Raw genomic sequence first — 23191 nt, forward strand, 5'->3', positions numbered from 1 at the left:
TGGTGCATAAAATGGTGCAAAAGTTTTCCCCAGATTTATGGGAACAAGTATGTAAGTAAGTTGTAAAATATTAATTAAATCAAATGCTTAATCTAGCGTTCATTATTGCTCATTTTGCGTTATTCTTAGCACTACAAGAGAGCAACATGAGTTTTTTTGTGAATGTAAAGACATTGTAGTGGTGGCTTTCTTTAATCATTCAGCTTGATAGAATAGATTTTTAACGCTGATAGTGAAAGTTCAGTGCGGCTTTTCAACATTTAAGGCCATTTAAGTTATTAAAAAAGGACAGTTTGCATGACAGACTCAGGCTTCCGACTTAAAGGAAGTGTCGTTACGACGGTTTTATTAGAAATTCAAACCTTTTCATTAGATGACATTGTGTTTCATTTAAAAGAGAAGATTGATCAGGTTCCGCATTTCTTTAATCAAGCCCCGATCATTATTGATATTTCGAAAATGAAACGTGGTATTAGGTTAGAAGAATTTGAAGTGTTGATTCAATCGGTGAGCGCTCTTGGTCTTGGTGTGATTGGCTGGCGTTGTGATCCTGATGCGTTGCCTGTGTGGAATGCTTCAGTGACTATTCCTCTTTTGCCGGCAAGTAAAGCAAGACCTATTAATATGTCTCCTGCAGTAAAAGAAGAGGCGAGCCCTGATGTCGTTGTGAAAACTGTGGTTGAGGAGCGATTGGTGCCTCAGGCTACGAAAGTTATTACTAAACCGATTCGTTCTGGGCAGCAAGTTTATGCAGAAGGGGATTTAATTATTCTTAATCAGGTCAGTGCTGGTGCGGAAGTGCTAGCGGATGGCAATATCCACGTTTATGGAGCTTTACGAGGTCGCGCTTTAGCGGGTGTTAAAGGTGATGTGGAGGCGCGAATTTTTTGTAAAAGCATGGAGGCCGAACTGGTTTCTATTGCTGGTAATTTTATGTTGAGTGATGCGCTGCGAAATATCGTTTGGAAAGACAGCGCGCAAGTGTTATTAGTTGACGATAGCTTAGAAATCGTACCGCTTTAAGATTTATTATTCATTTTTACTGTATAGATAAACTCATTTGAGGTTATCGGGGGATAAAGCATTGGCAAAAATTATAGTAGTCACCTCAGGCAAGGGTGGCGTCGGAAAGACAACATCCAGTGCTGCTATTGGGACTGGTATTGCGTTAAAGGGACATAAGACGGTTATTATCGATTTCGATGTGGGCTTACGTAATCTAGACTTGATTATGGGTTGTGAGCGTCGAGTGGTTTATGACTTTGTAAATGTCATAAACAAAGAGGCAACGCTATCTCAGGCGTTGATTAAAGATAAGCGCACGAAAGATTTGTTTATTTTGCCGGCTTCTCAGACGCGCGACAAAGATGCGTTGACTATAGAAGGTGTTCAGGAAGTTCTTGAAGAGCTTGCTAAGGAATTTGAATACATTATATGTGATTCGCCTGCAGGTATTGAAAAGGGCGCTCAGATGGCGCTGTACTTTGCTGATGCTGCAATTGTTGTGACTAACCCAGAAGTTTCTTCTGTACGCGATTCAGATCGTATTTTGGGGATCCTGCAAAGTAAGTCTAAACGAGCTGAGGATGGTAAAGCGCCGATTGAGGAGCACCTTCTTTTAACTCGTTATCATCCTGGGCGTGTTGCATTGGGTGAAATGTTAAGTGTGTCCGATGTTGAGGATATCTTGGCAATTCCATTGCTTGGTGTTATTCCTGAGTCTGAGGCGGTATTGAAAGCTTCGAACCAAGGTACGCCAGTTATTTTGGATACAGCTTCAGAAGCTGGTTTAGCCTATATGGATGCCGTTGATCGTTTGATGGGTGAAGAGCGTCCTTTACGCTTTTTAGAAGTTCAGAAGAAAGGCTTTATCAAGCGTTTATTAGGGGGTTAGAGTGGGAATTTTTGACTATTTTAAAAGCAAAAGCGCGCCTAGCTCCGCTTCTGTTGCCAAGGATCGATTGCAAATTATCGTTGCTCATGAGCGCAGTAAGCGCCATCAGCCAGATTATTTGCCACAGATGCAGCAAGAAATCATCGATGTTATTCGTAAGTATGTGAATATCGGCAGTGAAGATGTGCAGATCCAGCTGGATAATACTGATGATTGCTCAATATTAGAGTTGAATGTGACCTTGCCAGAGCAAAACTAGCTTCGAAGTAAGTGATCGTATCGATAGGAAAGCACTAAATGAGACAATTGATATGTGTCTTGTTTGGTGTTTTTTTATGTCTAATTGACGGAGTTTGGGTGTCATTGTTTTACTCACGTTTTCATGGGTGTATGATTCGTGCCATTCATTTTTGATTGTTAGAGTAAGATAACATGCTGCGTTTTTCTCTAGGTGTGATGGCTGTTTCTGTGCTTCTTTCTGCTTGTAGTGAGCCTAAGCAAGCCGTTTCACAAATAAAGTCTACAAACTCATCTCATGAGCTCCCTATTGCAATGAAAGATCCTAAGGCGATGCTGGGTGCGCAGTTGTTTTTTGATACCAATTTATCTAAAGAGCGCAATCAGTCTTGTGGAACTTGCCACGATATAGCCAATGGCTTTGTTGATAAAAGGTCAGATGCATTATTTGGTGCTGTTTCATTGGGAAGTGATCGAGTGTCCATGGGTAGTCGTAATACACCAACAGCTGCTTACGCCGCCTTCGCGCCGGCTTTTCATCGTATGGCTAATGGCGAGTATCGTGGTGGCCAGTTTTTAGATGGTCGCGCTTCTGGTTTGGCTCAACAGGCCGAAGGGCCTTTTGTTAATCCTTTAGAAATGGCTATGCCTGACGGTGCAGCGGTTGTTAGTCGAGTAAAAGAAAATGCGCGCTATGAAGGCTTGTTTAACTCAATTTATGGGCAAGATATTTTAAATGACCCTATAAAGGGGTATGCGGCGATTACTGATTCAATTGCGACGTTTGAAAAAACGGCTATGTTTATGCCTTTCGACTCTAGATACGATCGTGCTTTGCGTGGCGAAATAAAACTAACTCAGCAAGAGGAGTTGGGTAAGACCTTATTTTTCTCTCAGCAATTTACTAACTGTAATGCATGTCATCAACTAAATACGTCACCGCTTAATGCTCAAGAAACATTTACTAATTACGAATATCGTAATATTGGTGTTCCAGCTAATGCTGATTTGATGGCCTATAATGGCAATAAAAAAGATCTTGGATTGTTGGATAATCCGTCTATAGATGATCTTAAGCAAGCAGGTAAATTTAAAGTGCCGTCTTTGCGTAATGTTGCAGTGACTGGGCCATATATGCATAACGGTGTTTTTAAAGATCTTCGAACTGTTGTGCTTTTTTATGATAAGTACAACAACCCTCAGCGTACGATAAACCCTGAAACAGGCAAGCCTTGGGCTGAGCCAGAAGTAGCGGAAAATATAGACTTGGTGAATTTACAAAAAGGCCCTGCATTGCCAGATCAAAGGGTGGACGCCATTGTTGCTTTTTTGAAGACATTAACGGACCAGCGATATGAGTCATTGCTTGATAAATAGAAATCTTTGTTGCTGAGGTCTTCGTTAGTAGCTTAAATTAACTCCTTATTGTTTTCATTGATAAAACTGGCTAGTGGAGGAAAAATTTATTACATTGATTGTTTGGTTATTTTCTTTCGCATCTTGTATGTGTCGCTTGAATTTAAAAGGTTAATACAATGAAATATGTTCCACTTGGCCGAACTGGCTTAGAAGTTTCTCGAGTGTGTTTGGGTACTATGACTTGGGGGACTCAAAACAACCAAGCTGATGCTGATGTTCAAATTGAATACGCCTTAGCAAATGGTGTGAATTTTATTGATACGGCTGAAATGTATTCTATCCCGCCAACTGCTGAGTCTTATGGCAAAACAGAAACTATTATTGGTGATTGGCTTTCTCGTAACCCATCTCGTCGTAAAGAGTTTATTCTTGCTACTAAAATTGCTGGTCCTGGTATGAAATACGTTCGCGACGGCAGTAATATTTCTGGCAAAACAGTGATTGAAGCGGTGGATGCTTCTTTAAAGCGTTTGCAGACAGACTATATTGATCTTTATCAGCTTCATTGGCCAAATCGTTCTACGCCGCATTTTGCAAAACATTTTCCAGGTGTGATTAGTTTTACGGATGTTGACCGTGATGAGCAGTCTGCTCAAATTCTAGATATTCTTCAAGGTTTGGATGCGTGTATTAAGGCCGGTAAGATTCGTCATTTTGGTTTGTCTGACGATACGACTTGGGGGATTAATGAATTTATTCGTCTCAGTGAAAAGCATGGCTTGCCGCGTGTTGCTTCTATTCAAAACGAATTTAGTTTGTTGCATACAAAAGATTGGCCTTATCTAGTCGAAAACTGTGTTCATGAAGATGTGGCGTATTTGCCATGGTCGCCTTTGGCTGCTGGTGCTTTAACGGGAAAATATCTTGGTGGTGCTCGCCCTGAAGGCAGTCGTTGGACTTATTCTCAGCGTAACGGTATTTTCCGCGATACACCTTTGGTTGAGAAGGCGGTTGCCGCTTATATGAAGGTCGCTAAAAAGCATGGTTTCACTGCAGCTCAACTTGCCTTGGCATGGTGTGATCAAGTTGACGGTGTAAGTTCGACTATCATTGGAGCGACGTCTTTGGAGCAGCTAAAAGAAGATATGGCGGCGTTTGATATGACCCTGTCTGAAGAGGCTTTAAAGGATATCATGGCCGTCTTTAAAGAGTATCCTGTTCCGTTTTAATAGGCAGCTGATTAGCTCTGATATGAATTTAAAAAGCGCTTCGGCGCTTTTTTTGTGTCTGTAAAATTAGAGTTATGAAAGATGAGTGTTTAGTTTGCTTTGTTTTGTTCAATAAAAAACCCGATACACATTGTGTATCGGGTTTTTTCAGAGATTAGAAAAAACTATGAATTAGTTCTTTTCTCTTTCTTTTTTGTCTTTAACAGCAGCGATAACAGTTTCAGCTACGTTAGAAGGACATGGTAGGTAGTGAGAGAACTCCATAGAGAACTGACCACGACCAGAAGTCATTGTACGAAGAGTACTGATGTAACCAAACATTTCAGATAGAGGAACGTCTGCTTTGATGCGAACACCAGTCAAACCTTTCTCTTGGTCTTTGATCATGCCACGACGACGGTTCAAGTCACCGATAACATCACCAACGTGGTCATCTGGAGTGAACACGTCAACTTTCATGATTGGTTCGATTAGCTGTGGACCAGCTTTTGGAATTGACTGACGGAAAGCGCCTTTAGCTGCGATTTCGAAGGCAATTGCAGAAGAGTCAACTGCGTGGAATCCACCGTCGAACAATTCAACTTCAATGTCTAGTACAGGGAAGCCTGCTAGAACACCTTGGTTCATCATGGACTTGAAGCCTTTTTCTACAGCTGGGAAGAACTCTTTTGGTACGTTACCACCAACAACTGAAGAAGAGAACTTGAAGCCAGAGCCCACTTCGCCTGGTTTGATGCGGTAGTCGATTTTACCGAACTGACCAGAACCACCAGACTGTTTCTTGTGAGTATAAGTATCTTCTACAGACTTAGTGATAGTCTCACGGTAAGCTACCTGTGGCTGACCAACAATTAGATCAACGCCGTAAGTACGTTTCAAGATATCTACTTTGATGTCTAGGTGAAGTTCACCCATGCCTTTAAGGATGGTTTCGCCAGAGTCAATATCAGTTTCAACGCGGAACGTTGGATCTTCTGCAACCATTTTACCAATTGCAATACCCATCTTCTCGTTACCACCTTTATCTTTAGGCGTAACAGAGATAGAGATAACTGGCTCAGGGAAAACCATTGCTTCAAGAGTACAAGGGTGCTTAGGATCACAAAGCGTGTGGCCTGTTTGTACGTTTTTCATACCAACGATTGCTAGGATATCACCAGCTTGTGCTGTGCTGATTTCTTTACGATCGTTTGCTTGCATTTCTACCATGCGGCCTACACGTTCAGTTTTGCCCGTGAAGCTGTTAAGGATAGTATCACCTTTGTTTAGTACGCCTGAGTAGATACGTACGAAAGTAAGGGCGCCGAAACGGTCATCCATGATTTTAAATGCAAGTGCTTTCAATGGCTCTTTAGCATCAACGATTGCTTTTTCGCCATTTGGATTACCTTCTTCATCCGTAAGATCCTGAGGAATTACGTCAGTTGGGCTTGGTAGGTAATCAACAACAGCATCAAGAAGAAGCTGCATGCCTTTGTTTTTGAAGGCAGAACCACAGTAAGTTGGGAAGAACGCAAGGTCACGAGTACCTTTACGGATACAACGTTTTAGGTCATCCATAGAAGGCTCTTCGCCGTCCATGTAGGCCATCATAACGTCGTCGTCTTGCTCAACTGCTGTTTCTAGAAGCTTTTCACGGTACTCTTCAACAATCTCTTCCATGTCAGCAGGAACGTCTTCGATGCTGTAGTTTTCTGGCTGGCCAGAATCATCCCAGATGTAAGCTTTGCGAGACAGTAGGTCAACAACACCAGAGAACTCGTCTTCAGTACCAATTGGTAGAACCATGATAAGAGGAGTTGCGCCTAGTACTTTTTTAACTTGTTCAGTTACACGGTAAAAGCTTGCACCTAGACGGTCTAGCTTGTTTACGAAGATCAAACGTGCAACTTCAGAATCGTTGGCATAACGCCAGTTAGTTTCTGATTGTGGTTCAACACCACCAGAACCACAGAATACACCGATACCGCCGTCAAGAACTTTTAGTGAACGGTATACTTCTACTGTGAAGTCAACGTGTCCAGGTGTGTCGATAACGTTAAAACGGTGATCTTTCCAGAAACAAGTTACAGCCGCAGACTGGATGGTAATACCACGCTCAGCTTCCTGTTCCATGAAGTCAGTTGTAGATTCACCTTCATGCACTTCACCAAGCTTGTGGATCATACCGGTAAGTTTAAGAATACGTTCTGTAGTAGTCGTTTTGCCCGCGTCAACGTGAGCAAAAATACCGATGTTTCTGTATTTTGATAAGTCAGCCATTACATTACTCTAAATAAGTGAGGACGAAATTTGCGCGTTAGTATACAAGACTTTTTGCATTTGTAGTCAGGTATTTCGCGCTATTCTATTATATTTTATGTGCCTAAAGAAAGAGGCAATAGGAAAGCATTTTATAAATGTAGTCTAAGGTCTCTCTGTAGCTTTTGAATTTGCCCCTAAATCGCTAATCTCGACGTAATTTATCTGAAATTGCAATTGGGTTGGGGAAGTTCAAAATGACGATATAGGTTGATAAAGCAAAGCTAAGAATAGCAGTGGCTTGTATGACATGAGAGGCTTCTGTGCCTATTAGACCTATATTGGCTGCCAAATAGGCTATTAGTAGTGAAAATTCACTTACTTGACCAAGACGAAAGCCGACTTCCCAAGATGTACTGGCATCTTCTTTTATGCCTTTCAATAGATGGCGAAAAACCACGGGCTTAATAAGCATTGAGCTAATTGCCAGAATTAAGGCAGGGACAATGACTAGACTAAGTAGATCAAGATTAAAGCTTGCACCTATGGTAAAGAAAAACAGAATTAAGAAAAAATCTCGCAATGGCTTGAGGTGAGTGGCTATGTATTGGGATATCGGGCTGGTTGCTAGTGCCACGCCTGCTATGAAAGCGCCCATTTCCGCTGACAAGCCTGCTGTCTCTGCAAGTACTGCCATGGATAAGCACCATCCTATAGAGACTAAGAAAATATATTCATGAAAACGATCAAATCGAGTGATTAGTTTTAGCAGAATGTATTTTACGAATATAAAGGCGCCAGCCACCAATAGTGGCAAACCTATCAGAGGTTTAAGGTATTGCATTGCGCCGTTGTCTTCTGTGCCGGAAATACTATACAAAACCAGCAATACACCGATTGCAATCATGTCTTGTAATAACAATAAGCCAACCACTAGCTCGCCTGTGTGTTTGTGGTGTAACACAGTAGTCGGAAGTAATTTAATGCAGACAATTGTGCTGGAAAACATCATGGCAATACCGATTATTAGGCTTTCGACGCTGCTATAACCGCAAAGTATTGCAACTCCATATCCTAGAGCTGCAAAAATGGCTGAGCTGAGGAGGGCGATCCATGAGGCTTTTTTAAGCATGTTTATTAGGTGGCTTGGCTGCATGTCTAGGCCAAGTAAGAAAAGCAAAAAGATGATGCCGATGTGGCTCATCTCATCCATGAGTCTGGGTTCGTTAATAAGAGATAATGCAGAAGGGCCAAATAATACGCCAAGGACAATGTAGGCGATTATCATAGGTTGCCTTGTGTATAAGGCGATGGAAGCAACGACGGCCGCTCCTGCAAATATTAAAAAGAAGGAGTGTACTATCGATGCTTCCATTGATTATCCTTTATAGAGCTAAGAGCTTCTATGAAGCGAAAGGCTTCTACTTAAGACCAGGAACCTGTGCTGCTTTTCTTGCGTCGTAGCATAGGTAATAGTATGCCAAGTAGTAAGCCACCTAAAAGAGTTGCTCCACCAATCATAAACCATTTTTGCTCGGTCGTGTCTTGTAGTTTTTCAGCTTGCGCTATCGCTGTGCTTGCTTGCTGCTTGAGTGTTTCTATCTGATAGCTCACATCTTCATTTTGGGTAACAATCGCCTGCGCTTTTTGAGTTAGTTCGGCGGTATCTTGTAGTTGCTGTTTTAGTGAGTCATTTTCGTCTTTAAGGCTGGCGTTGGTGTTATTTAGCTCTTGAATCTTTTGTTGGCTAGCTTTAAGTGTTTCAGTAACTTCTGTTTTGCTATTTGTGCTTCTCTCAAGTCTGGTCTGTAAGGTATCTAGTTGATCCCTTGTTACCATATCTTCGCTAAGGAAATAATCGGCAACCCAGCCTTCGTTCCCGCTCGGAGTTCGAACTTTGGTGTAGCCATCATTTTGTTCCAGAACGGTTAATGGCGTCCCGCTTTTTAAGCCTCTTTCTACTGCTCTTGTGTTGTTGTCTAGTCCTTCTCGGATAGCAACAAATTGGATGTCGGAAATGTATACTGTCGCAGAGTGCGCAGTGGCAGAGAGTAGTGCGCCAACAATTAGGCTGGTAATACGTATTTTAGACACGTCAAGTTCCTTTAACAATCAATCACTTTATCTGTTTAGTACGATAATGATGAGGCGCCCAATACGCAATAGAAAAGGCCATCGTAATGGCCTTTTCTTGTTAGTTTATTGAAAATGTTTTGTTTAGCGACGCAGGAATAGCGGTCTAGGGTCTGATACGTCACCTTGATAGGCGATTGAAAAGGGCTTATGCAACGCAAGTGCCTTTTCTAAATCTACTTCTTCGTTGAACTGGAAACTGTTAAATCCAACTCGTAAAAGGTAGCCTAATTGATCCGGAATGAAGTTGCCAAGCGCTCTGATTTCGCCTTGGTAGTTCAGTCTTTCTCTTAGTAGGCGAGCGTAACTAAATCCGCGGCCATCAGTAAAGGCTGGGAAGTTTACGCCAATCACTTCAAACTGACTTAAGTCGATATCGTTTAGAAATTCAACTCCGTCGCCTGCTTCTAACCAGATTCCAGCCACTTTGCCAATGCTATCTTTTTCAGAAAGCCATTTCTGTGCTGCTACAATGCTGTCTGGTGTTACTGCTTGCTCAGCATCTTGTAACCAGTTGTAAGTGTTGTCGATAATCTCGCCGTTTTTAATTAGCTTTGGCATAAGCAGCCTCTTTAAATGGTGTGATGCCAACGCGGCGATAAGTGTCGATAAAACGTTCTTCTTCAGAACGATTTGCAACGTATACATTCATTAGTTTTTGAATAACGCCGCTGATTTCTTCTTGAGCGAATGATGGGCCAAGGATTTTACCAATGCTTGCATCGTGACCTGAAGCGCCACCGATAGAGATTTGGTAAAACTCTTCACCTTTCTTGTCTACACCTAGAATGCCAATATTACCAACGTGATGGTGACCACATGCATTCATACAGCCTGAAATATTCAAATCGATATTCCCAAGGTCATAGAGGTAGTCAAGATCATTAAAGGTTTCTTGGATTTGCGCAGCAATCGGAATGGATTTTGCGTTAGCTAACGCACAGAAATCACCGCCAGGGCAGCAAATCATGTCGGTTAATAGGCCTAGAGTTGGTGTGGCAAAGCCCGCTTCTTTTGCTGCCTCCCAAAGGTCGACTAGCTGTTCTTGACGAACATCGGCAAGCACTAAGTTTTGCTCGTGGCTGACGCGTAATTCACCGAAACTGAACTTGTCGGCAAGGTCCGCGGCTTTATGCATTTGCTCAGCTGTGGCGTCACCAGGTGCTTGTCCTGCTTTTTTAAGTGTTAGCGTTACTATACGGTAACCTGATTTTTTGTGTTCAAATGTATTGCGTTCAAACCAGCGTGCAAAGCCAGCACTGTCTGCTAGTTTGCTTGTTAGGCTAGCTGGCTGGTTTTCTAGCGTGTCATAGTTTGGTTCGCTAAAGAAACCTTGTAGGCGCTCGAACTCGCTCATTGGAACTGTGCTTTCTTTGCCCTTTAGGTGCTGCCATTCGGCTTCAACGCGACTGCGGAATTCTTCGATACCCAGTGCTTTGACTAGTATTTTAATACGAGCCTTATACTTGTTATCGCGACGGCCTTGTTGGTTATAAACGCGAATAATAGCATCTAGGTAGGTTAGTAGATCCACGCGAGGAATAAACTCACTGATGGTAACGCCAACCATTGGAGTTCGACCTAGGCCACCGCCAACAATAACTTTAAAGCCGATTTCGCCAGCTTCGTTTTTCTTAATGTGTAAGCCAATATCGTGCACTTGAGTTGCTGCGCGGTCAGCAGACTCGGTAGCGTTTACGGCAATCTTGAATTTACGCGGAAGGAAGGCAAATTCAGGATGGAAGGTAGACCACTGACGAATCAATTCACAGTAAGGACGGGGATCAACGATTTCATCTGAGATGACGCCAGCGTATTGGTCTGTCGTTGTATTGCGAATACAGTTGCCACTTGTTTGTACGGCATGCATTTGCACTTCAGCAAGCTCAGCCAAGATGTCTGGAACATCTTCTATTTTTGGCCAATTCAGCTGTAAATTCTGGCGAGTACTAAAGTGCCCGTATGATCTGTCATAGCGGCAGCTTATGTCGGCCAATTTGCGTAATTGCGCGCTAGAAAGCATTCCATACGGAATCGCAATACGCAGCATTGGTGCGTAACGTTGTACGTAAAGGCCGTTTTGAAGGCGCAATGGTAGGAATTCTTGCTCGCTCAATTCTTGGTTTAAATAGCGGCGTGTCTGGTCGCGAAATTGTGCTACACGCTCTTCAACAAGCTGTTGGTCAATGGCGTCGTATTGATACATAGTGAAATGAACCGTGGTTAATAAATGTTAGTTAAGCCATGTTAGCAAATATCCTTTATTCTAAAAATGAATATTTATCTATATCTTTAGGGGTTTTGCTAATAAGGCTTATTTGGAATCTGTTTATCGAAAAAGGGTATAAACAGAAAGAGGAAAAATACCCTACTTTTTTACTTGGTCTTTGGCTTTGTTCTTCATCTCCTGTAATATAACTCTTATTGATCGTTATATAGATTTTGAAAGGGTTATTATGAATATTACAATTACCGATGGTGCCCAAGAATATCTTTCTTCTTTGCTAGAAAAACAAGGAGTTGAAGGTATTGCTGTACGAATTTTTATCCAGCAACCGGGCACGCCTTATGCTGAAACCTGCTTGGCTTATTGTCGTCCAGACGAAGTAAATGAGACGGATGAAATTTTAAATCTGCCAAAGCTCAAAGTGTACATTGAAAAGAATTCTGTTAACTTTTTGGATGAAGCTTTTGTTGATTACGCTACCGAGAAAATGGGTGGCCAGTTAACAATTAAGGCGCCAAATGCCAAAATGCCGAAAGTAACGGCCGACAGCCCAATTGAAGATCAGATTAATTATGTGCTTTATTCTGATATCAATCCAGGTTTGGCAGCTCATGGTGGTGAAGTAAGTTTGCTTGAAGTGATCGATGGTCAAGTTGCTGTGTTGAAATTCGGTGGCGGTTGTCAGGGTTGCAGTGCGGTTGATCTGACTCTTAAAGAAGGTGTTGAAAAAACTTTGATGGAGAAAGTGCCAGGTCTTACTGCTGTTAAAGACTCTACAGATCATACTGTTACAGATAATGCTTTCATGTAAGTGTATCTTACAAAAAACATTTAATAAAAAAGGGGAGTCGCTTAATTGCGATTCCCCTTTTTTTGCTGAACGGCTTTCTGGTTAGTAAAGCTTATCCACGTTTACGTTTTGGCAGTACGTCACGTAGTGCGTCAGCCATTTCTGTAAGCGCTTTTTCTGTTGTTTCCCAGTCAATGCAGGCATCGGTAATGGATACGCCGTATTCTAGGTCGCTTAAATTAGCAGGCACTTTCTGGTTGCCCCAGCCAATGTTGCTTTCGATCATAAGTCCCATGATAGATTGGTTGCCATCAAGGATCTGTTGGGTGGAGTCTTCTGCAACTGTTATTTGGCGTTCAGGTTTTTTGCTGGAGTTCTCATGGGAAGTATCTACCATGATGTTCACTTTTAGATTAGCTTTTGCTAATTCTTGTTCTGCTTCAGCAACAAATTTTGTTTCGTAGTTAGGCTTGCCGCCACCGCCGCGAAGAACGATGTGGCCGTAATCATTGCCTTTTGTGTTCACAACGGTAACTTGACCTTCTTCATTGATGCCTAAGAAGGAGTGTGGGTGTGAAACGGATTGCATTGCATTGATTGCAACAGTCAAGCCGCCATCTGTACCGTTTTTGAATCCTACAGGGCCAGATAGACCTGATGCCATTTCTCGGTGAGTTTGTGACTCAGTGGTTCTTGCTCCGATAGCAGACCAGCTAATAAGATCCTGAATATACTGCGGTGAAATAGGATCTAGCGCTTCAGTAGCAAGAGGAAGGCCAAGTTCTGCTAAGTCAATAAGTAGCTTGCGACCAATGCGAATGCCTTTGTTTATATCAAATGTACCATCTAGATTAGGGTCATTGATCAAGCCTTTCCAACCAACGGTTGTGCGTGGCTTTTCAAAATAAGCACGCATGATGATATACAAAGTATCATCTAATTTTTCGGCAAGTGCTTTTAAGCGGTTTGCATAATCTAATGCTGCTTTTGGGTCATGAATAGAGCATGGCCCAATTACGATAGCTAGGCGGTGGTCTTTACCGTCCATAATATTTTTGATTATGTCGCGGGATTCCGCTACGTGGCTGCTAACGCTTTCGCTTACTGGCAGCTCTTTCTTTAATTGACTCGGTGTTACCAGGGGGGTAAATGAGGCAATATTTAAGTCTTCAAGACGTTTGTTACTCATTGCGGGGTTTCCTGCTTTTTTGCTTTTAATTATAGCCGCTAACAATATCGTGTTTTTCTCTTTGAATGAACCGCTAGGGCATCTATTTTTTATTTTTTAGAAGAAAAGATACTTCACGCCAAAAGAGAGTAGGGCTGTTGCTAGTACAGGTTGCAAAACATGGTTAGGTACATGGCTTGCTATGCGTGTGCCAATATATATTGTCGGGATAGAGCCTATTAAAAGCGCGGCTAATAACGTGTAGTCGACATTGCCTAAGAAAATATGCCCCGTGCCTGCAACTAGTGTGAGTGGGACAGCATGAGCGAGATCGGTACCAACAATATTTTTAGCTCTCATGATGGGGAATAATATCATCATGATAGCGGTTCCTAAGGCGCCAGCACCTACGGAAGTAAGGGTGACGAGCACGCCTAGGATAAACCCACAGATAAAAACGATTTTAGTGCTTTGGTCTTCTGATATGTTGAAACTTAACGCTCTGGTCAACTTGGCTCTAAATAGTATTACCACAGCGGTGATGACAAGCATCATGCCCAATGTACTAGTTAAAATTTCTTGGTAGTGGTCGGGTTTTTCAAACTGTGATAGAGCCCATACGGTTATAAGTGATGCAGGAATACTACCGGCTGCCATGGCGAAAACTATCTTCCAGTTAACGTTGCCGCGTTTAGCATGCATAACAACGCCAGTGCTTTTTGCAATGCCAGCGTACATAAGATCTGTGCCAATAGCGATGTGAGGAGGAAAGCCAAACATTAATAAGAGAGGTGTCATAAGTGAGCCGCCACCAACACCTGTGATGCCAACAGCCAAACCAACCGCCGCACCCGCGGAAATGTACCAAAGAAAATCCATTAGAAAGCCATATTGAAGTTATTTAAGCTGGCAACACTAGAGGTTTTTTACTATTCTATAAAGTAATATTTTATTATGTTTTTAACTCTTTTTCGAATAAGGCAGACGATGAAGTTACAACAGCTTAGGTATATATGGGAAGTGGCTCGTCATGATTTAAATGTCTCGGCCACGGCGCAAAGTTTATACACGTCACAGCCTGGCGTTAGTAAGCAGATTCGTCTTTTGGAAGATGAGCTTGGTGTGGAGGTGTTTGCGCGAAGTGGAAAGCATTTGACGCATGTAACACCTGCTGGTGAGAAAATTATTGCTTTAGCTGGTGAGGTTCTTAGTCAGACGCAAAATATTAAACGTGTAGCGAAAGAGTTTAGTGATGAGCGTAAAGGGTCGCTTGATATCGCAACGACTCATACGCAGGCTCGATATGCTTTGCCTAAAGTGATTAATCAATTCATTGAGGGTTATCCTGACGTTAGTTTGCATATGCATCAAGGTACGCCGATGCAAATTGCAGAAATGGCAAACGACGGGCTTGTTGATTTTGCGATTGCAACAGAAGCGCTGGAGTTGTTTGGTAATTTAGTCATGCTGCCTTGCTATACTTGGAACCGTTCTGTGGTTGTGCCAAAAGATCATCCGTTGGCAAAAGTGAATAAACTGACTTTGCAAGCGTTGGCTGAGTATCCTATTGTCACGTATGTGTTTGGTTTTACGGGTCGATCTCAATTGGATCAGGCTTTTCAAGAGGCTGAATTACAACCAAATGTTGTATTTACTGCTGCGGACTCTGATGTGATTAAAACTTATGTGCGCTTAGGGCTTGGTGTTGGGATTGTAGCTTCAATGGCCCATGATGAAATGCAAGATGCGGATTTGGTTGCTTTAGATGCTTCGCATCTTTTTGCAGACAGTTGCACAAAAATAGGCATTCGTAGTAATACATTCATTCGTGGCTATATGTATAAATTTATTGAATCTTTTGCGCCTCATCTGACAAAAGATGTCGTAATGGCTGCGATGGAGGCTGGGAATCGGCAAGATGTTGAGTTGTTGTTTAAAGATGTAGAGCTCCCAAGGCACTGACTGTAACTGTTAGGTTATAAATAAAGCCGCAGTGTATTTCATGCTGCGGCTTTTTTATTGGGATTGATTAAAAACAGTAAGTAGCTTACTTTTTTAGCTTGATTGCCATCTCTGCAATTCGCTTGCCTTGTGCTTCGCAGAGTGTTTTTTCATCATTTGTCAAAGCGGTTTCATGTGTGCTGTTTGCTAGGTGGCTTGCACCATAAGGTGTTCCGCCTGCCTGTGTGCTAATTAGCTCTTTGTTTTTATAAGGCAACCCAAGCCAAACCATGCCGTGATGGATTAATGGTGTCATCATGCTATGAATGCATTGTTCTTGGCCGCCGTGCATGGTGCTTGCGCTGGTGAAACCGCAAGCTGGTTTGTCTATCAATTGCCCTGTTAGCCAAAGTGTCGATGTTTGATCGATGAAGTGCTTCAATGGTGCAGCCATGCTGCCAAAATAGGAAGGTGAGCCAATAGCAAGTCCTGAGCAGTCAGCTAGTTCTTCCAGCGTGCAGTAAGGTGCTCCATCATCAGGTAAAGCTGGTGAGGCGACGTTTGTTATGTCTGACACTTCTGGGACTTGGCGTATCTTTGCTTCTATCCCATTGGTTTTGTTGATGCCTCGGGCAATGTGTTTTGCCATTTCTGAGACTGAGCCGTGGCGGCTGTAAAACAAAACCAATACGTAAGGTGACTGTGTCATTCGGTAGCTCCTATTTGGTTATTCTCATTCATTCAAATAAAGCTAAGACATCTTCCGGAGGGCGACCAATCTTTGCTTTATTATTATGTATGACGATAGGGCGTTCAATTAGGCTTGGATTTGCTTGCATGGCTTGTAGACGCTCTTCGTCGGTAGAATCTTTGCCTAAGCCAAGTTCTTTATAGATGGCTTCTTTGGTGCGCATGAGTTCTAGCGGCGTTATATTTAGTTGAGTAAGCAGTGTTTGGATTTCCTCGATGCTTGGGGTGTCTTGCAAATACAGGCGAATCTCAGGTTGGATATTATTTTCTTCTAAAAGTTGTAAGGTTTGGCGAGATTTTGAGCAGCGAGGGTTGTGGTAAATAGTTGTCATGTCTACTTTCCTAGTCGTTGTTCGCATGAAAAAGCCTAACGGAAGTAGTAGCTTCCGTTAGGCTTGACGGTGTTATTTTTTGCTTAGAATAAACTCGACTGCATCAGCGATAGCGATGTCTTCGTTTTCACCTGCTTTGCGATATTTATATTCTAGTGTGCCTTTTTCTAGGCCTTTATCGCCTACAACCAAGCGATGCGGAATACCTAGCAACTCGCAATCAGCGAATTTAACGCCTGGGCGTTCTTTGCGATCATCTAACAAAACGTCTAAACCTTTGGCTTTGAGTTCGTCGTATAGGCGATCACATTCGGTACGAACCGCTTCTGACTTATCATAGTTCATGGCAACAATAGCAATGTCGAATGGTGCGATACTTTCTGGCCACAAAATGCCTTTTTCATCGAAGTTTTGTTCGATAGCGGCTGCAACAATTCGAGAAACGCCAATGCCGTAACAGCCCATGTGCATGACTTGTGCCTTACCGTTTTCATCTAAAACGGTGGCTTTAAGAGCTTCCGCATATTGTTGGCCCAGTTGGAATATATGACCCACTTCGATGCCGCGCTTGATAATGATAGTGCCTTTTCCATCTGGAGAAGGATCGCCTTCTACGACGTTACGGATATCGGCAATTTCAAATGCTGCGCAATCACGCTCCCAGTTTAGGCCAGTGAAGTGATAGTCGTCTTTGTTTGCACCGGCACAGAAGTCAGACATAACGGCTGCTGAGCGATCTGCGATAACGCGGATGCCTTTTTCTGCTAAGCCTTTTGGTCCAATAGAGCCTGGTGCGCAGCCAGTTTTCGCAATGATGTCAGCTTCTTCAGCGAACTCAAATGGAGACACAATACCAGATAGTTTTTCCACTTTGATTTCGTTGATGTTGTGATCACCGCGTAGAACAAGTGCAACGATAGTTGGTTGCTCATCCTTATCAACTGCTTTTACTAGCATAGTCTTTACTGTGCTGGTGACATCTAATTTTAAAAATTCAGCAACTTTCGCAATGGTTTTGCAGTCGGGAGTGAATACCTCTGCTATATCTTGCGTTGGTGCGTCGGCTTGCTCTTTTAGGCAAATGGCTTCTGCAAGCTCGATGTTTGCAGCAAAGTCGGATGAATCACTAAATGCAATATCATCTTCACCAGAATCGGCTAGGACATGGAATTCGTGTGAGTATGCGCCGCCGATGCTGCCTGTATCTGCGCGAACTGGGCGGTAATCTAGGCCGATGCGATCAAATACATTGCAGTAAGCTTTATGCATGACATCATAGGTTTCTTGTAGTGATTCAGCGCCAACGTGAAATGAGTAGGCGTCTTTCATGCAGAACTCGCGTGAACGCATTACACCAAAGCGAGGGCGAACTTCGTCACGGAATTTGGTTTGAATTTGAAAGAAATTCATTGGTAGTTGTTTGTAGCTAGTCAATTCGTTACGCGCAAGTTCTGTGATGACTTCTTCATGGGTTGGGCCAAGGCAATACTCGCGACCGTGACGGTCTTGTAGGCGAAGCAGTTCAGGGCCGTATTTCTGCCAACGTCCTGTTTCTTGCCATAATTCTGCAGGTTGAACGCCTGGCATCATGACTTCAAGGGAGCCTGCTTTTTCCATTTCGTCACGGACAATGCTTTCGACTTTGCGGAAAACTTTAAGGCCTGTTGGTAGCCAAGTGTATAAGCCTTTTGAGATTTGGCGAATCATACCGGCACGAACCATTAGCTGATGGCTGGTGACGACGGCGTCAGTTGGTGCATCACGTAGGGTAGAGAATAAATAGTTGCTTGCGCGCATAATAATATCAGTACTTTAAAGTTGAGTGATTAAAGTTAAATAGCAAAAAAATCAAATTGTAAGCTAAGGCTTCAGCCTGCGAAGCGCGGCTCAATCTGGCCTTTTACATTTGTTTCAATAGCAAAGATTCCACCTGCTTGGGGAAACTGTTTCAATTCTTCTTCTGTTTGTGCGCCACGACATGTGCTCACAAACAGGGTTCTCATTTCTGGTCCGCCAAAGGCAACCATGGTTGGGTAGGTTGCAGGAACTGGATACTCTTCTAAAATTTCACCCTGGGGGTTAATTTTTACAACGCGCTGTCCTTGATAAAGAGCAGACCAGTAATTTCCCTCACTATCAACTGCAGCACCATCTGGCCGGCCATTGCCATGTGGAAATTGAATAAAAACGCGTTTATTGGTTGCAGCACCGCTTTCTAAGTCATAATCGAATTGATAAACCACATGATTTGGTGTGTCAGAATAATACATAATGGTGTTGTCAGGAGAAAATGCTAAACCATTGGATGTCCAGGCGGCTTGGTCAATAAGGCTTTCTTGGCCGCCGCTGAATTGATGTAATGCACCATTAAAGGCATCTTTTGGTGAGTACATAGTGCCGGCTAGAAAGCGACCTTTAGCATCACAACGACCATCATTGAAGCGAGTTGTTTTTTGATCGTAAGTGGCAAGCCAATAAGGCTTTAAGTCAGCATCAATGTGCTCGAATGTATAGACACCAGAGCGAAATGCTGCGATGAAACCGCCATTTTCAGCTAATGAGAAGCAGCCAATTTCTTCATCGAATTCGCGACTTGATAGTTTTTTTGATTTTGTGTCGTAAGCGTATAGTATGAAAGAATCTATATCGACAAAATAGAGCGTTTGAGTACGTTCGTCCCAACGAGGACATTCGGCTAATTTTGCTTGTGCATCCACGGCACATTGCATATCAGTCATGCTGGCTCCAAGTCTCTGAGAGTTTTTAAAAATAGGGTGCTATAGTGCTTATGAAAGCCTTTTTTGTAAATAGGAAGATGTAAAGATGTTTGAGTTAAATCCAGTGTTAGGTCGTGATTCTATTCTTGTTGGGCACTTTTCATTATGTCAATTGCGTCTTATAAATGATGCTCAGTTTCCATGGTTTATACTTGTGCCACAGCGAAATGACATCACTGAAATATATCAGCTTGTAGAAGAAGATCGTCAGCAATTGATGGCAGAAAGTTGCCTGTTGGCGGAAACGCTCCATGATGCCTTTTCCGCAACTAAGCTGAACGTTGCCGCTATTGGTAATCTAGTGCCTCAATTGCACATGCATCATATCGTTCGATATACAACTGATCCATGCTGGCCTGGCCCAGTTTGGGGGAAATTGGATGCTATTGCTTATTCAAAAGAAGAATTGGCTGAAATTTTGCAGAAGGTTCATTCGTTACTGAGTGATGATTTGACATTACCTAGTGATGGGGCTGAACTTTACTATTGAGAAAAAGCCCTAAATTTGTATTCTATACTGAGTGAAATTTAGCCAACTTGGAAAGCGTGTTTTATGAGCATAAGCAAAAGGAAGAAGGCCATACAGAAAGTTGTTAAATTATTGAATTTAGCAACCTCTACTAATTCTAGTGAGTCTGTAATGGCTTTGCGTCATGCGGAGTCGCTAATTAGGCAGTATCAGGTTGCTCAACGAGAGCTACCTATTTTGCAGTTGTGTGATCGCGCTATGCTTTACCGTGTTAGTTGGGGTGGGGCCTCTCCTCGATATCAAAAAGATACTGTCGCAAAATCATCCCCTGAAGGATCTGTCTACCAGCGTCGTTTCAGTGAAAAGGGTAACGACCCAAGTCGAGCTTATGAATCTGCTCGTACTATTCTTGATGATTTGGAGCTTTCCGATTCTCACGGTGTTGGTGCGACTCTAGATGATCAGGTCTTGTCAGATGATAAAAATGCAGATTATGAAGGAGGATCTGTGGGCTATAAGGGTCGAGTTACTGGTGATATTGGTGCTCAAGCTGAAGATGCTGAGTCAAATTTTGAATTAGATGGCGATAGTGTTGGTGAAGGTAGCATGACAGCGGAAAGTGTTTTTGAAGATGCGGATGAGGGTGTGGTGGTAGGGTCTGCTGTTAATGAAAGTGGGCAGGATGGTTCTGCGAATTATACCTCCAGCGATAATGTAATTAATGCCGCCAAAGCTTTTCGCCCAGATAATCATGGGTTTACTGAAACATTAAAGACTCAGTATGCTACCAGTGATCCGAATGTGCCATTTGTAGAAGACGGATACTGGTCAAAAATATACGACAAACTTGCGGATTTTGATGAGGCTAAAATTCAAACTGAAATAGAAGCTCTAGATAAGCAGCTTTTATTGGCGCAAGAAAACCTGCAGCTCAAAAAGCAGAAGCGCCATGCGCATGAGCAAGGTGAAGTGCAGGAGCGGGCTGAGCGGGCTCGAATCGAGCAAAGTTTTGAGGAAGCTATTGAGCGAGCATTTCAGGCTAGGGCAAAATCCTACGAGGCATGGGAAGATAGTTGTACCAAGATTCGTATGGCTCGTCTAAGGGATGAGCAAGAGGCTGTTCAGGGGTATGATTCTATTAGTCATGCCTTAGCGAAAAATAAAGAGTCTCTTAAGCAGCACTTGCAACGCAAAGAAGATTACAGGGCTGCTAAAATAATGCACGAGTTGCGTAGGCATCTTGTACTTGCGGTATCTGTTGGTAAAGATGCAATCGCATCTTATGAAAAAGTGATCGATATCATGTCTGAGAACGGGCTTTCCCTTAAGGATTTAGAATTTTCAGATATCAAAAATAAAAGTTTGTTTATTCGTTTGTTGGAGCGTGAATCTGCTCTTATTTCAGATGTGCACGCAAGAGAAGCGCACACTGAAGAAATGCTAGACAAATTTTTAACCTCTAGTTTGGTGAAAAAAGAATCACGTACATCTGAAAATCCTATTCAACATATTCAGCGTTTGCTTATAGCGGCAAGTGAGGGTGGTCAGTTCGAAACTCAGAAGAATTTAGAGCAAGTTATTTATCTGATGGAGGTTAATGGTATTGGTGTTAGAGATATCGGGTACGGCTTTATTAAAAAATATTCTGTTTTTATTCGTTTGATCAACTGGGAGGCTGAGCGTATCCCTTCACTACCAGACCGAGAAAAATTTACGGCTCAAATTCTAGAGGAATATATTCAGCACTCTGTTCAAAAGCCAAAGACTGATAGAGAGCAAAAAGCTAACCGTTAAGCTTCTTCTAAAAGGTACCAACTTATTTCTACTTATACCCCTCATTCATTTGATTGATGAGGGGTATATTTCTTTAAAACCCACCTTAATGCTTTCTTTGCAAGGCTGCATCTTTTACCATTTCGTTTTCGAATTAATCGTAATACTCGGCAGGAGAGAAGCATGAGCATTATTAAAGAAGATGACCTGATTGATAGCGTAGCAGACGCATTGCAGTTTATCTCTTATTACCACCCTCTGGATTTCGTAAAAGCGGTGCATGAAGCATACGAACGAGAAGAAAGTAAGGCCGCGAAAGATTCGATGGCGCAAATTCTTATTAACTCTCGTATGTGTGCTGAAGGTAAGCGTCCAATTTGTCAGGACACGGGGATTGTTACCGTTTTTGTTAAAATCGGTATGAATGTTCAATGGGAAAGTGCTAGAAGTGTTGCTGATATGATTAATGAAGGTGTGCGTCGTGCCTACCTTCATCCAGATAACGTATTGCGTGCTTCTATACTTGCAGATCCTGCTGGAGCTCGTAAAAACACCAAAGACAATACGCCTGCTGTGATTCACATGGAGGTTGTGCCTGGTGATACTGTCGAGGTTCACGTCGCTGCTAAAGGTGGCGGTTCTGAAAATAAATCTAAATTAGCGATGCTTAACCCTTCCGACGATATTGTTGAATGGGTTAAGAAAACAGTTCCTACAATGGGGGCGGGTTGGTGTCCTCCTGGAATGCTTGGCATAGGTATTGGCGGTACTGCTGAGAAAGCTATGGTTATGGCGAAAGAGTCTTTGATGGAGCCTATTGATATTCATGAGTTGAAAGCTCGAGGTCCCCAGACTCGCATTGAAGAGCTTCGTTTGGCTATTTTTGAGGCTGTCAATAATCTAGGTATCGGTGCGCAAGGTCTTGGTGGATTAACAACTGTTCTTGATGTGAAGATTATGGATTATCCAACTCATGCCGCTTCATTGCCTGTTGCCATGATTCCTAATTGTGCGGCAACTCGTCATGCACACTTTGTGCTTGATGGTTCTGGTCCAGCAGATTTGGTTCCTCCATCATTAGATGATTGGCCGGAAATTACTTGGGAGGTGGGTGAAAGTGTTCGTCGAGTTGATTTAAATACTATTACGCCTGAGCAAGTAAAAGAATGGCAGCCTGGTGAGACTGTTTTGCTGAATGGTAAAATGTTAACTGGTCGTGATGCGGCTCATAAGAAAATGGTTGAGATGATCGCTAACGGCGAAGAGCTTCCTGTCGATCTAAAAGGTCGTTTTATTTATTACGTTGGGCCTGTTGACCCAGTAAGAGATGAAGCGGTAGGTCCTGCAGGTCCTACTACGGCGACTCGAATGGATAAATTCACTCGTACGATTCTGGATAAAACGGGGCTGCTTGGGATGATTGGTAAGTCTGAGCGCGGTCCTGTTGCAATTGAAGCGATCAAAGAATTTGGTGCGGTTTACCTGATGGCAGTAGGTGGTGCGGCTTATTTGGTTTCTAAAGCAATCAAAAAAGCAGACGTCGTTGCCTTTCCTGAGTTAGGTATGGAGGCTATCTATGAATTTGATGTTGTTGATATGCCTGTGACAGTTGCCGTTGATACATTGGGTACATCTGTTCATATCACAGGACCTGCTGAGTGGAAGAGTAGAATCGAAGCGCAAGCACTAGAAATTAAGTAGTTGATCTTGGTTTATTAACAAAAAATCACTGTATTTAGCAATGCAGTGATTTTTTTGTTTAAAAACGGTTGCATGGATCAAAATAGTCTGTATTATACACGACCTCAGCCGCACAGCATGTGTGGCGAAGCTCTTTAAAATAGATAATCAGATAATTTGTGTGGGCGCTC

General features: G+C 42.7%; 21 protein-coding genes. 10 read left to right on the forward strand and 11 right to left on the reverse strand.

From position 1 onward, the window contains the following. Positions 1-297: 297 nt before the first annotated feature. The 5 genes from minC to KPL72_RS11680 all read left to right on the forward strand — a co-directional run bounded on the left by minC (position 298) and on the right by KPL72_RS11680 (position 4719). Positions 298-1023: a septum site-determining protein MinC gene (minC, locus tag KPL72_RS11660; protein WP_219702845.1), complete on the forward strand. Its 726-nt coding sequence runs from the start codon at positions 298-300 to the stop codon at positions 1021-1023. Positions 1024-1084: 61 nt separating this feature from the next. Continuing rightward, positions 1085-1894 carry a septum site-determining protein MinD gene (gene minD / locus KPL72_RS11665; protein WP_212915347.1) on the forward strand — a complete coding sequence of 270 codons (810 nt, stop codon included), beginning with the start codon at positions 1085-1087 and terminating at the stop codon, positions 1892-1894. Between the two features lies 1 nt (position 1895). After that, on the forward strand, positions 1896-2153 hold the full coding sequence (minE, locus tag KPL72_RS11670; protein WP_212915346.1) for a cell division topological specificity factor MinE: 258 nt from the start codon (positions 1896-1898) through the stop codon (positions 2151-2153). Positions 2154-2326: 173 nt separating this feature from the next. Further along, entirely contained in the window at positions 2327-3508 is a 1182-nt protein-coding gene (locus KPL72_RS11675; RefSeq protein WP_219702846.1) for a cytochrome-c peroxidase, read from the forward strand. Between the two features lie 158 nt (positions 3509-3666). Beyond that, positions 3667-4719: an aldo/keto reductase gene (locus tag KPL72_RS11680; protein WP_219702847.1), complete on the forward strand. Its 1053-nt coding sequence runs from the start codon at positions 3667-3669 to the stop codon at positions 4717-4719. Between the two features lie 171 nt (positions 4720-4890). Here KPL72_RS11680 and fusA read toward each other — a convergent pair whose 3' ends face one another. From fusA to KPL72_RS11705, 5 genes are all read right to left on the reverse strand, one after another. Further along, entirely contained in the window at positions 4891-6981 is a 2091-nt protein-coding gene (gene fusA / locus KPL72_RS11685; protein WP_219702848.1) for an elongation factor G, read from the reverse strand. 184 nt (positions 6982-7165) lie between these two features. Then, positions 7166-8335 carry a cation:proton antiporter domain-containing protein gene (locus KPL72_RS11690; RefSeq protein ID WP_219702849.1) on the reverse strand — a complete coding sequence of 390 codons (1170 nt, stop codon included), beginning with the start codon at positions 8333-8335 and terminating at the stop codon, positions 7166-7168. A 50-nt stretch (positions 8336-8385) separates the two neighbouring features. Then, positions 8386-9054, reverse strand: a complete 669-nt coding sequence (locus KPL72_RS11695) for a TIGR04211 family SH3 domain-containing protein (protein WP_212915341.1) — start codon at positions 9052-9054, stop codon at positions 8386-8388. A gap of 123 nt (positions 9055-9177) precedes the next feature. Beyond that, a complete protein-coding gene (locus tag KPL72_RS11700) occupies positions 9178-9654 on the reverse strand; it encodes a DUF934 domain-containing protein (RefSeq protein ID WP_219702850.1) in 477 nt (158 codons plus the stop codon). After that, a complete protein-coding gene (locus KPL72_RS11705) occupies positions 9638-11299 on the reverse strand; it encodes a nitrite/sulfite reductase (protein ID WP_212915339.1) in 1662 nt (553 codons plus the stop codon). Before KPL72_RS11705 ends, KPL72_RS11700 begins: the two co-directional genes overlap by 17 nt. 250 nt (positions 11300-11549) lie before the next feature. Between KPL72_RS11705 and nfuA the strand changes: the two genes are divergently transcribed. Beyond that, positions 11550-12131, forward strand: a complete 582-nt coding sequence (gene nfuA, locus KPL72_RS11710) for a Fe-S biogenesis protein NfuA (RefSeq protein ID WP_072841949.1) — start codon at positions 11550-11552, stop codon at positions 12129-12131. A gap of 91 nt (positions 12132-12222) precedes the next feature. Here the strand turns inward: nfuA and KPL72_RS11715 are convergent, their stop codons facing one another. Further along, complete coding sequence (locus KPL72_RS11715; protein WP_219702851.1) at positions 12223-13299, reverse strand: 3-deoxy-7-phosphoheptulonate synthase; 1077 nt, start codon at positions 13297-13299, stop codon at positions 12223-12225. A 96-nt stretch (positions 13300-13395) separates the two neighbouring features. Next, positions 13396-14157 carry a sulfite exporter TauE/SafE family protein gene (locus KPL72_RS11720; RefSeq protein WP_219702852.1) on the reverse strand — a complete coding sequence of 254 codons (762 nt, stop codon included), beginning with the start codon at positions 14155-14157 and terminating at the stop codon, positions 13396-13398. Positions 14158-14265: 108 nt separating this feature from the next. Between KPL72_RS11720 and cysB the strand changes: the two genes are divergently transcribed. Next, positions 14266-15240 carry an HTH-type transcriptional regulator CysB gene (gene cysB, locus KPL72_RS11725; protein ID WP_048814008.1) on the forward strand — a complete coding sequence of 325 codons (975 nt, stop codon included), beginning with the start codon at positions 14266-14268 and terminating at the stop codon, positions 15238-15240. A gap of 85 nt (positions 15241-15325) precedes the next feature. Here the strand turns inward: cysB and wrbA are convergent, their stop codons facing one another. The 4 genes from wrbA to KPL72_RS11745 all read right to left on the reverse strand — a co-directional run bounded on the left by wrbA (position 15326) and on the right by KPL72_RS11745 (position 19039). Next, positions 15326-15928 (reverse strand): NAD(P)H:quinone oxidoreductase, encoded by a 603-nt coding sequence (gene wrbA / locus KPL72_RS11730; RefSeq protein WP_212915336.1) that lies wholly within the window; start codon positions 15926-15928, stop codon positions 15326-15328. A gap of 28 nt (positions 15929-15956) precedes the next feature. Next, positions 15957-16301: an arsenate reductase (glutaredoxin) gene (gene arsC, locus KPL72_RS11735; RefSeq protein WP_219702853.1), complete on the reverse strand. Its 345-nt coding sequence runs from the start codon at positions 16299-16301 to the stop codon at positions 15957-15959. Between the two features lie 72 nt (positions 16302-16373). Further along, on the reverse strand, positions 16374-18098 hold the full coding sequence (locus KPL72_RS11740; RefSeq protein ID WP_219702854.1) for a proline--tRNA ligase: 1725 nt from the start codon (positions 18096-18098) through the stop codon (positions 16374-16376). Positions 18099-18169: 71 nt separating this feature from the next. Then, positions 18170-19039, reverse strand: a complete 870-nt coding sequence (locus KPL72_RS11745) for an SMP-30/gluconolactonase/LRE family protein (protein ID WP_212915333.1) — start codon at positions 19037-19039, stop codon at positions 18170-18172. Between the two features lie 85 nt (positions 19040-19124). On the opposite strand from KPL72_RS11745, the gene KPL72_RS11750 reads away from it, so the two are divergent. From KPL72_RS11750 to KPL72_RS11760, 3 genes are all read left to right on the forward strand, one after another. Further along, positions 19125-19568, forward strand: coding sequence for an HIT domain-containing protein (locus KPL72_RS11750; RefSeq protein WP_219702855.1), 444 nt, complete (start codon positions 19125-19127; stop codon positions 19566-19568). Positions 19569-19631: 63 nt separating this feature from the next. After that, complete coding sequence (locus KPL72_RS11755) at positions 19632-21341, forward strand: DUF2786 domain-containing protein (RefSeq protein ID WP_219702856.1); 1710 nt, start codon at positions 19632-19634, stop codon at positions 21339-21341. Positions 21342-21503: 162 nt separating this feature from the next. Next, a complete protein-coding gene (locus KPL72_RS11760) occupies positions 21504-23021 on the forward strand; it encodes a fumarate hydratase (protein ID WP_219702857.1) in 1518 nt (505 codons plus the stop codon). The last annotated feature ends 170 nt before the right edge of the window (positions 23022-23191 follow it).

This window comes from Marinomonas lutimaris (assembly GCF_019426345.1).
GTDB lineage: Bacteria > Pseudomonadota > Gammaproteobacteria > Pseudomonadales > Marinomonadaceae > Marinomonas > Marinomonas lutimaris.